Consider the following 13,725-nt stretch of genomic DNA (forward strand, 5'->3'; position numbering starts at 1 on the left):
TTACGCCATTCCTTGATAAATTAATGCACGATAAATTGCATCTTTTGCATAATTATGCATTTTAAACTCTTGTTTTTACGAAAAAAATACATTTTATTCACATATTGGGCTTGCTAGCATAAAAGCTGCTCTACACTTTATATCAAGTGAATCTGTTTCATTCTGAATAGTTAACAGGATATACGAAAGGCGACTCAATCGACTTCGGTAGTCGCCATTTCGCGACATAACATGTTACCTCCGCCGTACTCACTCCATCAATGTGAGGCGACGGCGGCAAAAGAGAGTGCCATTGGCTCGCCAGTAAGCATTCACACCCCAAACTCATGCTGAGAAAGAGGTTTATATGGAACAGCCAATCCCGGTCACCCGCCAATCATTTGATGAATGGCTAGTGCCAACCTATGCGCCGGCTGACTTTATTCCGGTTCGTGGCGAAGGCGCAACCCTGTGGGATCAAGAAGGAAAATCTTACATCGATTTTGCCGGTGGTATTGCGGTCAATGCCTTGGGACACGGACATCCGGCGCTTAAAGCTGCCTTGCATGAACAGGCGGAAAAACTGTGGCATTTGGGCAATGGTTATACCAATGAACCGGTGCTGCGGTTAGCCAAGCAACTGATTGACGCGACTTTTGCTGAAAAGGTTTTTTTCTGTAACTCCGGTGCGGAGGCCAACGAAGCGGCGCTGAAGCTGGCGCGTAAGTATGCGTTAGATACCTACGCCAACCTGCCGGGGCAAGTGGGCGAGAAAAATCAGATCGTGGCTTTCCGCAACGCGTTTCATGGCCGCACGCTATTCACCGTTTCTGCTGGTGGACAGCCAAAATATTCGCAGGATTTTGCTCCGCTGCCAGGCGGTATCAGTCATGGCATTTTTAACGATCTGGCCTCGGCGGAAGCGTTGATCAATCAGCAAACCTGCGCGGTGATTGTCGAGCCGATTCAGGGGGAAGGTGGCGTGGTTCCGGCGGACGCCGAATTCCTGCGCGGACTGCGTGCTTTATGCGATCGCCATAACGCTTTGCTGATTTTTGATGAAGTTCAAACCGGCGTCGGCCGTACCGGCGAACTCTATGCCTATATGCATTACGGCGTAACGCCGGACGTATTAACCAGTGCCAAAGCCTTGGGGGGCGGCTTCCCAATTGCTGCCATGCTGACCACCAACCGTTTTGCCGGTGCGCTCAACGTTGGTAGCCACGGAACCACTTACGGCGGCAACCCGCTGGCCTGCGCCGTGGCGGGAACCGTACTGCGGTTGATCAACACACCCGAAGTGCTATCCGGCGTGAAGCAGCGTCATCAGTGGTTCCAGCAGGGATTGGCAAACATTAACGCCCGTTATCCCGTGTTCTCCGAGATCCGCGGTAGCGGTTTACTGATTGGCTGCGTGTTAAAACGCGAATATGCCGGTCAATCCAAAGCCATTATTCAGGCCGCGGCCAAACACGGGCTGATTTCGCTGATTGCCGGGCCGGACGTGGTGCGGTTTGCTCCTTCTCTCATCATTTCTCAATCAGACGTCGAAGAGGGACTGGCACGTCTTGCCCGTGGGATTGCGCAGGTTTGCCAGTAGGATTAACGCCGTAAAAAAGGACCTTGATTATGATGATTATTCGCCCGGTAGAACGTCGGGATCTGGCCGATATCCTGGAACTGGCTGGAAAAACTGGCGTCGGCATGACTTCTCTGCCACAAAATGAGCAACATCTCGCAGCACGCATTGAACGGGCGTTAAACACCTGGCAAGGAACTTTGGCTCCGGGCGAACAGGGGTACCTGTTCGTTTTGGAAGACACTGAGCGTCAAAAGGTGGTGGGCGTCAGCGCGATTGAGGTTGCCGTTGGCATGAACGATCCTTGGTACAACTTTCGCGTGGGGACGCTGGTACATGCGTCGAAAACCCTCAATGTCTACAAGTCGGTGCCGACGCTCTTTTTGAGCAACGACCACACGGGCTACAGCGAACTGTGTACTTTATTTCTCGATCCTGAATATCGCCAGGGAAAAAATGGTCCTTTCCTTTCTAAAGTGCGCTTTCTGTTTATTGCCGCTTTCCGCCAGTTATTCTCGCGCAAGCTGATCGCGGAAATGCGTGGTTTTACCGATGAACAGGGGCGCTCCCCGTTTTGGGAAAACGTCGGACGCCATTTCTTTTCTATTGAATTTGCCAAAGCGGATTATCTGAGCGGCACTGGTCAGAAAGCCTTTATTGCGGAATTGATGCCGAAACATCCGCTTTACGTAGATTTTCTGGCGGCCGAAGCACAGGCGGTTATTGGCCAGGTACATCCTCATACTGCGCCAGCGCGAGCGGTGTTGGAAACCGAAGGCCTGCAATACCAAGGGTATGTGGACATTTTTGACGGTGGTCCAACGCTGGAAGCCAATACGGATGAAATCCGTGCAGTGCGCCAAAGTACCAAACGGCAGGTTTCTATTGATGATGTCATTCTAGACGGCAGCGGCACCGCTTATCTGGTAGCGAATGATGATTATCATCACTTTCGTGCGCTGTTGATTCACACCGATTTGACTGACGAGGTTCTGCACCTCAACGCTGAAAGTGCGGCCGCGCTTGGCGTGGAACAGGGCGGAACGGTTCGTCTGGTCAGCTTATTTTCCCCGGAGACACGAAAATGACCCATGCTGCACTTTTTATTCAAGGGGAATGGCACACCGGCAAGGGTGAGCCTTTCGCAAAACACGATCCGATGGATCAGCAATTATTGTGGCAAGCCCGTGCAGCCGATGAGCAGGATGTTGCCAAAGCTTGTCAGGCGGCGCGAGCGGCTTTCCCGATTTGGGCGAAAACGTCGTTAGCGCAGCGAGTGGAAATTATTCAGCGTTTTGCCGTACTGCTGGAACAGCATAAACAGCAACTGGCACGCACCATCAGTCTGGAAACCAGCAAACCTCATTGGGAAACGCTGACAGAAATTCAGGCCATGATTGGCAAGGTGAATATTTCACTGCAAGCTCATCAAGTTCGTACCGGCACCAGCGAATCGCCAATGGCCGACGCGCGCTCCGTGGTGCGCCATCGACCTCACGGTGTACTGGCAGTGTTTGGCCCGTACAATTTTCCCGGCCACTTACCCAATGGGCATATAGTCCCGGCATTGTTGGCAGGTAATACGCTGGTGTTTAAACCTAGCGAACTGACACCGAAAACTGCGGAAGAAACTGTCAAACTTTGGCAACAGGCTGGAATTCCGCCGGGCGTACTGAATCTGGTTCAGGGCGGACGGGATACCGGCATCGCGCTAGCCGGACAGAATGATATCGATGGCGTGCTGTTTACCGGCAGCGCCGCTACCGGCTATCAGTTGCATCGTCAACTGGCTGGACAGCCGGAGAAAATGCTGGCGTTGGAGATGGGCGGTAACAATGCGCTGATTGTCGAACAAATTGATGACCGAGATGCGGCGGTGAATTTGGCGATCCAGTCTGGGTTTATTTCTGCCGGTCAGCGCTGTACCTGCTCGCGGCGGATTTTGGTAAAACGCGGTGCAGAAGGCGATGCTTTCTTGCAACGTTTTATCGCCGTGGCGCAGTCGCTGCGGATTGGCCGTTGGGATCAGCAGCCGCAGCCGTTTATGGGCGCGGTGATCTCCCCTCAGGCGGCGGAGCGTATGATGGATGCGCAGGAAACTCTGATCAAACTGGGCGGGAAAGCCTTGCTGACTATGACCAGACCAGACGCGCAGGGCGCGGTGCTGACACCGGGAATTATTGATATCACCGGCGTGAATGACGTGCCGGATGAGGAATATTTTGGCCCTTTGGTCTGCATTATTCGTTATGACAATTTCGATCGAGCGTTAGAGATTGCCAATCAGACCCGTTTCGGTCTGGCCGTTGGGCTGGTTTCTCCAAATCGTCGCCAGTTTGAGCAACTGCTGCAGGAAGCACGGGCCGGTATCGTCAACTGGAATAAACCGTTGACCGGCGCCTCCAGCGCTGCGCCGTTCGGTGGTGTGGGCGCATCGGGTAATCATCGCCCCAGTGCGTTTTACGCTGCGGATTACTGCGCCTGGCCGATGGCATCGCTGGAAAGCGAGAGCCTGACGTTGCCAGCGACTTTATCACCGGGCATCTCGTTTGATGTGACCGATCCTCTATAAGCCGCGGCGGAGAAGCCCTATGGCAGGATATGAATTAAATCTCGATGGATTGGTCGGGCTAACTCATCACTATGCTGGATTATCTTTCGGCAATGAAGCCTCGACTCAGCATAAAAATAGCCTGTCCAATCCGAAGCTGGCGGCTAAACAAGGCTTGTTGAAAATGAAAACGCTGGCGGATCTGGGTTACCCGCAGGGCGTGATGCCGCCGCAGGAACGGCCATTCTTACCCGCTTTACGGCAGCTAGGGTTCAGCGGTTCTGATGGGCAGGTTTTGAGTCAGGTAGTGCGGGAAGCGCCCAGACTCTTGTCTGCGGTAAGTTCGGCTTCTTCTATGTGGACTGCCAATGCTGCAACTGTCTCCCCATCGGCGGATAGCGCCGACGGTCGGGTGCATTTTACCGCCGCCAATTTGAACAATAAATTCCATCGGGCAATCGAGGCGGAAACAACGAGCGCGCTATTGCAGCGTATTTTCAATCATCATCGTCACTTTGTTCATCATCAGGCGCTGCCGGGAGGGGAACTGTTTGGTGATGAAGGCGCTGCCAACCATAACCGCCTCGGCGGTGATTACGATCGGCCAGGGGTGCAAGTGTTCGTCTACGGTAGGCGGGGTATGACGACCGGTTCTGCCCCGAGTCGTTATCCGGCGCGACAAACGCTTGAAGCCAGTCAGGCCGTGGCGCGATTGCATCAGCTGGATCCCGGTCGCACATTTTTCCTTCAGCAAAATCCAGAGGTTATCGATCGCGGTGTCTTTCATAACGATGTCATCGCGGTCAGCAATCAACAGGTTCTTTTTTACCATCAACAGGCTTTTATGGCGGGGGACAGTGCTCTGGAACCATTGCGCCGCCAAATGGGCGAAATGGAGTATCAGCTAGACGCCATACAAGTGCCGACGGAGCGAGTTTCGGTGGCTGATGCGGTCTCTACCTACCTGTTTAACAGTCAGTTACTGCGTAAGAACAACGGAAAAATGCTTCTGGTGATTCCGCAGGAGTCGCGGGATCACGCGGGTGTCTGGCGCTATTTATCCGAGTTAGTGGCGAGCGGCGGGGCGATTGACGAAATCAAGGTTTTCGATCTGCGGGAAAGTATGCGCAACGGCGGCGGCCCGGCCTGTCTGCGGCTGCGGGTCGCGCTGAACGAAACTGAACTTAAGGCGGTGAATCCTCGCGTAATGATGACCCCCGCTCTTTTTGCCACGCTCAATGATTGGGTCGATCGTCATTATCGCGATCGATTGCAGCTCAGTGATTTGGCCGATCCGCAATTACTACAGGAAGGGCATCAGGCGCTGGACGAATTGACGCGGATTCTGGATTTGGGATCGGTGTACCACTTTCAGCAAAACTCATTTCATGGATGATAAGGAGTCTTCATGTTGGATTTGTTAACTCTGACTTTATCTGCGCGTCAACCGGTGAACGATCAGGGGAGAACGGCACAGTTTCGCTGGCATTGGCTGGGAGAAGGCATGCTGGAACTGTGCCCGTTAGGCGAATATCAACAGGCGGTAGTGCTGTCTGCCGGTATTCACGGTAATGAAACTGCGCCGATCGAGCTGCTAAATCAATTGGTTGGCGATTTGTTTCTTGGACGCCTCCAGTTAAATGTTCGCTTGCTGATTTTATTGGGAAATCCTGCGGCGATTCGCGTCGCAAAGCGTTATCTCGAACATGATATCAATCGGATGTTTGGCGGCCGCCATCAGGACTTTCCTGAATCTATCGAAAGAGAGCGAGCTCAGATAGTGGAACAGGCCGTTTCCCAATTTTTTAGCACTGAAAAGGTGCATCAGCGGCTGCATTATGATTTACACACGGCAATTCGTGGTTCCTATCATACTCGTTTCGGCTTACTGCCTTATCAGGGGCGTCCGTATTCATCAGAGTTATATCGCTGGCTACAGCATATCGAACTGGATGCCTTAGTCATGCATACCTCTGCAGGGGGAACCTTTTCCAATTACACCAGTGAATACTGGGAGGCAGACAGTTGTACGCTAGAGCTGGGGAAAGCGTTACCGTTTGGACAGAACGACTTGGCTCAATTCGCTGGAATCAATCGAGGATTGCAGGGGCTAGTTAGCGGCGCACCTTTGCCGGAAAGGGCGCCGGATGCGCCGATGTTGTTGTATCGCGTGGTGAAATCTTTGATCAAAACCGATGCAAACTTCTGTTTGCACGTGGCCGACGAAACCCTCAATTTTGCGCGTTTTGCCTACGGGCGATTGTTAATGGAGCAGTCCAGTGGAAATTACCGGGTCGAACATCCTTACGAATGGCTATTGTTTCCCAATCCGCACGTTGCCCAAGGACTGCGCGCGGGCCTGATGCTGGTGCGCATGGACGAAACGGAGCTACCGCAACGCTAACAGCATATGAATTTAAGGAATATAAGAAATATAAGAAATATAAGGAAAGGAGAGCTGTGTGTCAGGTGGCAATGAATACCGATTGCCACCTGACATACAGAGTGTATTAATGAAATTAGTTAATGCATTAAATGTTAAAATTAATCACGCAGGTTAATATCACTTTCGGACAGGCAGGTTCAGCACTCTGTAATAGTAATGTCATAATAATACCTGCTAGATTAAAACCAGTGTTTAATACTGCTTAAATTCTCATTATTAGCATAATCATCACATCAAATAATGCATGAGTGGCACGTTGTTATTGATGATTTTATTAACTGCTTAATTAACCATGCGATTTATAAAGTTATTATTTCTCTCAATTAACGCTTTCCTATTGGGATTGGCTTTAGGTGAATCATTCATTTATTTTTGCATTGCTTCAAAGAACAGAAATAATTTTGCTGATCTGAATGTTTACAATAGCAGGGCGCAATAGCCTCAAATTTTTCATCATGTTGACCATGCCGCATAAAAAAGAAACAAAAAGAAACACTTGTGCACTATTTTGGTGCGGTCGCACTCTTTTGGATATCCGTGTTTGCATTAAATTCATTAATAATCAGTGTATTATAAAAGTTCCTCAAAACACATTTTGTTACAATTAATAAACTGTTTATGACGATATTTCTGCAATTTTTCCATTTTATCTTTTTTCGCTTAATGCTAATGTCTCTTGGCTTTACATTTATTTGTCACTATAAAAAATTAAAACTTAACCACTAGGCCGCTCAAATATATTTGATGGCGATGAGTTAAATTTATATAAAATTCAAGGAAAATAATGATGAAACGCAGTGTTCTGGCCCTGGCCGTCTCCTTAAGCTTGATCCCATCGCTGTCTAACGCAGCTGAAATCTATAATAAAGATGGTAATAAACTTGACCTGTATGGTCGTGTGGCTGCGAAACATCTGTTCAGCAAAGATAAAGGAAGCGACGGTGACTTCACTTACGTCCGTTTAGGTTTTAAAGGCGAAACTCAAATTAATAGCCAACTGACCGGTTACGGTCAGTGGGAATATAACATTCAGGCTAACAACGCTGAATCTCAAGGTGATAAAGGCAATAAAACCCGTCTGGGCTTTGCCGGTCTGAAATTTGCTGAATTCGGTTCATTCGATTACGGTCGTAACTACGGCGTAGTGTATGACACGCTGGCGTATACCGATATGCTCCCTGAGTTCGGCGGTGATTCCATGTCCTTCACCGACAACAACATGACAGGCCGTTCTACCGGTTTAGCCACTTACCGTAACAGCAATTTCTTCGGTCTGGTTGAAGGCTTGAACGTTGCCGTTCAGTACCAAGGTAAAAATGACGAAACGCTGGTTGGCGCGAACAATGGCCGTGCAATTCAGAAAGCTAACGGCGACGGTTTTGGTCTGTCCGTTGACTATCAGGATATCGGTGGTTCAGGTATCGGCGCTGCGGCATCTTACTCTTCTTCCAACCGTACTTTAGGTCAAAAAACTCTGGCTAACAGCGCAACCGGTGATAAAGCTCAGGCATGGGCAACCGCGTTGAAATACGATGCTAACAAGGTTTACATCGCTGCGATGTACGGTGAAACTCGTAATATGACGCCATACGGCAGCGTGATCGCAACCAAAACCCAAAACGTGGAATTGGTAGCACAGTATCAGTTCGAAAACGGCATCCGTCCTTCTTTGGGTTACGTACAGTCTAAAGGCAAGGATCTGGTTGGCGTTGCTGGCGGCGATGCGGATCTGTTGAAATATGTTGATATCGGTGTGACTTACTACATCAACAAAAACCTGTACACCTACGTTGACTACCAAATCAACCAGCTGAACGATGACAACAAACTGGGTCTGGGCACCGACGACGTAGTCGCGGCAGCGTTGGTTTACCGTTTCTAAGTTGTCAAAGCAGTCATTATTACCCTTTTCTGTGTCGGAAATTGGTGAAAGTTAAGAAGCGGGGGCAACTCCGCTTTTTTATTGAAAGATAAAAAAGCCACCTTTGATGGGGTGGCTTTTTTTTTGTTTAGCGCTCGAAGAAATGTTTAGTGACTACCGCTTTCCTGCTGGCGCCCCCACAGAATCATGCTGCCTACCAGTTGTTTCAGTAATCCCTGTAATGCCTCGGCTTTACCTACGTTGAATTCATAAGGCTCGGTTTCGGACATGTAATTGAGTTGAGCCAGTTCCAACTGCACTGCGTGTTGTTGCAACTGCGGTTGACCATAGGCTCGGGTGATATATCCACCTTTAAATCTACCATTCAATATATGCGTGAAAGTCGTTTGCTGCTGACAGCAGGCAATCAAACGTTCGCTTAAACTGCTGGCGCAGCTCTGACCGTCGTTGGTTCCCCAGTTCAGATCAGGTAGCTGGCCTTCAAACAGGCGAGGAATAACCGAAGCAATAGAATGTGCGTCTAACAGCAGAGCATAGCCAAACCGAGCTTTTAGTCGATCCAGCTCTTGCTGTAACTGCTGGTGATAAGGCTGCCAAATAGCTTCAAGATAGCCTTGGCGTTCGCTGTCTGAGGGTATTTGTTCCGGTTCAAAACAAGGGCGGCCATCGAACAAGGTCTCGGGAAACAGACCGGTAGTTGCCGTGGTATACAGTGGTTGATCGTCGGATGGACGGTTGAGATCTATCACCAGCCGTGAATAATTGCCAGCCAACAGACTGGCACCCATATCTTTAGCAAATGAATAAAGACGTGGAATATGCCAGTCAGTATCAGATAGCGGGCGAGCCGCATCGCTAAGCCCGGCCTCAACCGCTGGCGTCAGGCGAGTTCCCGCATGGGGAATACTGATTAATAAAGGTAATTCACCGGCGTGAAAGCTGATGGGATCGGCGATGATCATGGGCGAACCTCTCCTCGATAGACCACGGTGGCAGGGAGCTGTCCGCCCAGCCAGTAAGATAATTCGGCTGGACGAGATAACGGCCAGTGTACCCAGTTGGCGAGTTTGCCGACTTCCAGAGTTCCCTGTGTTTCCTGAACGCCCAGCGCCTGCGCGCCGTGGCAGGTCACGCCAGCTAGCGCTTCTTCCGGCGTCATGCGAAATAACGTACAGGCCATGTTTAACATCAGGCGTAATGACAGCGCCGGAGAGGTGCCGGGGTTAGCGTCGCTGGCTAACGCCATAGGCACGCGATAGTGACGGAAAAGCGCTACCGGAGGACACTGGGTTTCTCGCAGCATGTAATAGGCTCCGGGCAGCAACACCGCGACAGTGCCCGATGCGGCCATTGCCTGTGCGTCTTGCTCGGTGGCGTATTCCAGATGATCGGCAGACAGAGCGTGATGCCGCGCTGCCAGCGTGCTGCCACCTAATGAGGAAAGCTGCTCCGCATGGAGTTTGATCGGTAAACCCGCCGTTTTTGCCGCATGGAAAACTCGCTCTACCTGAGTGGGTGAAAACGCTAAATGTTCGCAAAAAGCATCAACCGCGTCGGCCAGCCCGGCTTCGGCAACCTGCGGAATAATGGTATTACACACCAGATCGATATAATCGTCGGCTCGATTAGCATATTCCGACGGCAGAGCGTGGGCAGCCAGACAGGTGGTTTTTACCTCGACCGGCAGCATTTCGCCAAGCCGGCGAGCGACCCGCAGCATTTTCAGCTCGCTTTGCAAACTCAGACCGTAGCCGGATTTGATTTCCAGACAGGTAACGCCTTCGGCCAGCAGCGGTTTAATGCGAAACAACGCCTGTTCCAGCAGTTCATCTTCGCTGGTTTGTCGGGTTGCATTTACCGTGGAAATAATCCCACCGCCTTGAGCGGCGATCTCGGCATAACTCACGCCGTTTAAGCGTTGTTCGAATTCGCTGCTGCGGTCGCCGCCAAAAACCAGATGTGTATGGCAATCAATTAAGCCGGGAGTAATGATTCCGCCGGGAAAAGTCATTTCCCGCGAGGCTCTCACGGCAGGCAAAGCGGCGCGCGTGCCAATCCAGATAATTTTCCCATCATGAACGGCAATCACACCGTCGCTAATAGTGTGATAGTGGCCGCCGCGCATAGTGACGATATCGGCTCCAGACCACAAGCTGTCGCAGTAAATTACAGACGCCATCTTTATCCTCCGCCCCGCGGGGCGATACAGTTGTATATACAATCAAAGACAACCTAGCCTATAAATCCAAGGTCAGCAACCGGCAACATGCAGCAATTTGCGCTATCACACCTTTAATTTGTTATCAGGATGTTAGGGTTCCCTGTGGTGTAAAACGACCAAATAGTTGATAGCGGGAACCGGGGTACAGCAGTTGAGCGGAAGTGACTACGGCTTTGCCGAACCAGGTACGACGGCGAATCAATAAACATGGCTCATTTTCATTTAACGCCAGTAACTTACGTTCTACCGGCCCCGGCATGACGGCCTCGACAATATGCTCGCCTTCGGTCAATGGCGCGGCCTGCGTCAGATAGCTGTAGGGTGTGATGCGGCTAAAATCTTGCTGCATATAATCGGGAGCGGTCAGCGGGTTGACGCAGCGATTTTCTACCTGCACCGGAATATCGTTCTCAAAGTGAACAATCTGGGAGTAGAACAGCTGCTGTCCGGCCAGAATGCCCAAGGCGATTGCTTCTTCCTCCGTAGCGGGACGAGCTTCCAGCAGTAGAATTTTGCTGCTGTGGCGATGCCCGCGCGCGGCAATTTCATCAGCAATATTGTGTACGGCCAGCAATGCACTGTGTGCCTTGGCTTCGGCCACGAAGGTGCCCACGCCTTGCATTCGAACCAGAAAACCCTCACTGGTGAGTTCCCGTAACGCGCGGTTGATGGTCATGCGGCTAACGCCTAATTCCGCCACTAATTCACTTTCTGAGGGAACGCGCTGATGGGGTTGCCAAGCGCCAGAACGGATTTGCCGAATGATGGCCTGTTTAACCCTCAGATAAATAGGGGCAGGAGCGTCATCCATAACGCTGGTGAGTTGTAATAGGCACTGTTGTTCAGCCACGGCGTTAACCTCGTCAAAGAAATAATAATAAGATAAGTCTACGGTTGAATTTAGCGTATGTATATGTATATACAAGTAGGCGAATTAATTTATTGACGCGACTGTGTCTCGGCGCGTTTGAGTGTCATCACAACCTTGGGATTCACTATGCCTGCATATTTTGCCAAACGCGCTTTTTTACCCGACGGATGGGCCACGGATGTTCGTTTGGAGGTCGACGCACAGGGGCATATTTCGCAAATTATCACCGGTGGACGCGACGCTGGCTGCCTGCTGCTAGGCGGGCCAATCCTGCCCGGTATGCCTAATCTTCATTCCCACGCTTTTCAGCGCATGATGTCGGGGCTGGCTGAAATTGCCGGAGATCCGCAGGATAGCTTCTGGACATGGCGCGATTTAATGTACCGATTAGTCCAGCGTCTGACCCCTGAGCAGGTCGGTATTATTGCCCGTCAGCTGTACATTGAGATGCTGAAGGGCGGTTACACTCAGGTGGCTGAGTTCCATTATTTGCACCATGCCCCGGATGGTAAACCTTACGCAGATAGCGGGGAGATGACCGGGCAACTCAGTCAGGCTGCGGAACAAGCCGGGATTGGCATGACGCTGTTACCTGTGTTGTATCGCTACGCCGGATTTGGCGGGCAGCCCGCGCAGCCCGGTCAAAGGCGCTTTATTCAGGATGTAGAGAGTTATTTGCAGCAACAGCAGAAAATTGCCCAACAGATACGGCATCAACCACTACAAAATCAAGGGTTATGTTTTCATTCGCTGCGAGCGGTAGAGTTGGAGCAAATGCAGCAAATACTGGCCGTGTCGGATAAACAGTTGCCGGTGCATATTCATATCGCTGAGCAGCAAAAAGAGGTGAATGACTGTCTGGCATGGAGCGGTCAACGACCCGTGGCTTGGTTATATAATCATTTACCGGTAGATAGCCGCTGGTGTCTGGTGCATGCCACTCATCTGGATAATGACGAATTATCCGCGCTGGCTGCCAGTCATGCAGTAGCGGGGCTTTGCCCAACCACAGAGGCCAATCTGGGCGACGGTATTTTCCCGGGGGTTGAATACATTCAACATCATGGGCGCTGGGGAATTGGTTCCGATAGTCACGTTTCACTCAATGTGGTGGAAGAACTGCGCTGGCTGGAATATGGGCAGCGGCTACGAGATCAGCGGCGTAATCGCTTGACCAGCCCTGAGCAACCGGCGGTGGCTGATTTGCTGTATAGCCAGGCGTTATCCGGCGGTGCGCAGGCCTGCGGTACCCAAATTGGAGCATTGGCGGTCGGCTATCGAGCCGATTGGTTGGTGTTGGACGGTGACGATCCTTACATTGCCGGCACACCTTCATCGTCGTTACTGAATCGCTGGCTTTTTGCCGGTGATAAATCGCAGATCCGCGATGTGTACGTAGGTGGTAAGCCGGTGATTATTGGCGGTTTCCATCCGTTACAGCAGCTGAGCGCTCAGGCATTTTTGGCGGTGCTGAAAGACTGCCTGCGGGAGGCTTTTTAATGAGTCTGACATTTTTTGATTATGCCAGTTTACCCGTGAGTCGCTGGCGCAATGGCGGGGGAGAAACCCGTGAAATTGCCTGCTGGCCGGTAGGTGGCGAGGATTTTGGCTGGCGAGCCAGCATTGCGACCATTGAACAAAACGGGCCGTTCTCCACCTTTCCTGAGGTTGAACGTTCGATAACCTTATTGGCGGGTGACGGAGTCAGGTTATTTAGCGCAGAGGGTCATATTGATCACGAACTCGCTCAATCTTTGCAGCCATTCTCGTTCCCGGGGGATATTGCGCTGGAGGCGACATTGCTCGGAGGTAACAGTCAGGATTTTAATATCATGACGCGAAGAGGCTGCTGGCGCGCGGATGTCTGCATCATTTCTGGTGCGCAGCCATTGCCCGTCAGTCGTGCCGGTGTGGTGTATGTGGTTCGCGGTGATTGGCAGATTCAACACGAGGAAAGCCGCCGGTTATCTCATCAACAGGGTTGTTGGTGGACGCCAATGATTAGAGGGGGACAATTGCGTCCCCTGGTCGCGAATAGCCAGCTAATTTGGGTTGATTTATTATCCGCAGTTTAGTTTGATAATCAACGGGTATGTTTTTTGAATGATATTTACACGCACCAATAAAGGGGGGCTCCCTTTGTTGGGCAATGATGATTTATGTTATTAACATGAAGAGATTTAATATTTCATGTGT

The 13,725-nt window shown here is 51.0% G+C and carries 11 protein-coding genes; 8 read left to right on the forward strand and 3 right to left on the reverse strand.

What is annotated here, in order from left to right; genetic code table 11:
- Positions 1-346: 346 nt before the first annotated feature.
- The 6 genes from PL78_RS04140 (at position 347) to PL78_RS04165 (ending at position 8,437) form a co-directional block, all read left to right on the forward strand.
- Positions 347-1,579: an aspartate aminotransferase family protein gene (locus PL78_RS04140; protein ID WP_064513367.1), complete on the forward strand. Its 1,233-nt coding sequence runs from the start codon at positions 347-349 to the stop codon at positions 1,577-1,579.
- A gap of 29 nt (positions 1,580-1,608) precedes the next feature.
- On the forward strand, positions 1,609-2,646 hold the full coding sequence (gene astA, locus PL78_RS04145) for an arginine N-succinyltransferase (RefSeq protein WP_064513369.1): 1,038 nt from the start codon (positions 1,609-1,611) through the stop codon (positions 2,644-2,646).
- Complete coding sequence (astD, locus tag PL78_RS04150; RefSeq protein ID WP_064513372.1) at positions 2,643-4,130, forward strand: succinylglutamate-semialdehyde dehydrogenase; 1,488 nt, start codon at positions 2,643-2,645, stop codon at positions 4,128-4,130. The genes astA and astD overlap by 4 nt, the downstream gene beginning before the upstream one ends.
- A 19-nt stretch (positions 4,131-4,149) precedes the next feature.
- Positions 4,150-5,505, forward strand: coding sequence for an N-succinylarginine dihydrolase (gene astB, locus PL78_RS04155; RefSeq protein ID WP_064513373.1), 1,356 nt, complete (start codon positions 4,150-4,152; stop codon positions 5,503-5,505).
- Between the two features lie 12 nt (positions 5,506-5,517).
- Positions 5,518-6,513, forward strand: coding sequence for a succinylglutamate desuccinylase (astE, locus tag PL78_RS04160; RefSeq protein ID WP_064513375.1), 996 nt, complete (start codon positions 5,518-5,520; stop codon positions 6,511-6,513).
- A gap of 826 nt (positions 6,514-7,339) precedes the next feature.
- Positions 7,340-8,437 carry a porin gene (locus tag PL78_RS04165; RefSeq protein ID WP_064513377.1) on the forward strand — a complete coding sequence of 366 codons (1,098 nt, stop codon included), beginning with the start codon at positions 7,340-7,342 and terminating at the stop codon, positions 8,435-8,437.
- 146 nt (positions 8,438-8,583) lie between these two features.
- Here the strand turns inward: PL78_RS04165 and hutG are convergent, their stop codons facing one another.
- The 3 genes from hutG to hutC all read right to left on the reverse strand — a co-directional run bounded on the left by hutG (position 8,584) and on the right by hutC (position 11,508).
- Positions 8,584-9,399 (reverse strand): N-formylglutamate deformylase, encoded by an 816-nt coding sequence (gene hutG, locus PL78_RS04170; RefSeq protein WP_064513379.1) that lies wholly within the window; start codon positions 9,397-9,399, stop codon positions 8,584-8,586.
- Positions 9,396-10,616 (reverse strand): imidazolonepropionase, encoded by a 1,221-nt coding sequence (hutI, locus tag PL78_RS04175; RefSeq protein ID WP_064513381.1) that lies wholly within the window; start codon positions 10,614-10,616, stop codon positions 9,396-9,398. Before hutI ends, hutG begins: the two co-directional genes overlap by 4 nt.
- Before the next feature lie 124 nt (positions 10,617-10,740).
- A complete protein-coding gene (gene hutC / locus PL78_RS04180; RefSeq protein ID WP_064513382.1) occupies positions 10,741-11,508 on the reverse strand; it encodes a histidine utilization repressor in 768 nt (255 codons plus the stop codon).
- Between the two features lie 147 nt (positions 11,509-11,655).
- Between hutC and PL78_RS04185 the strand changes: the two genes are divergently transcribed.
- Entirely contained in the window at positions 11,656-13,029 is a 1,374-nt protein-coding gene (locus tag PL78_RS04185) for a formimidoylglutamate deiminase (RefSeq protein WP_064513384.1), read from the forward strand.
- Complete coding sequence (locus PL78_RS04190) at positions 13,029-13,604, forward strand: HutD/Ves family protein (protein WP_064513386.1); 576 nt, start codon at positions 13,029-13,031, stop codon at positions 13,602-13,604. Before PL78_RS04185 ends, PL78_RS04190 begins: the two co-directional genes overlap by 1 nt.
- Positions 13,605-13,725 lie beyond the last annotated feature (121 nt).

Origin of the sequence: Yersinia entomophaga, from assembly GCF_001656035.1 — a bacterium.
GTDB lineage: Bacteria > Pseudomonadota > Gammaproteobacteria > Enterobacterales > Enterobacteriaceae > Yersinia > Yersinia entomophaga.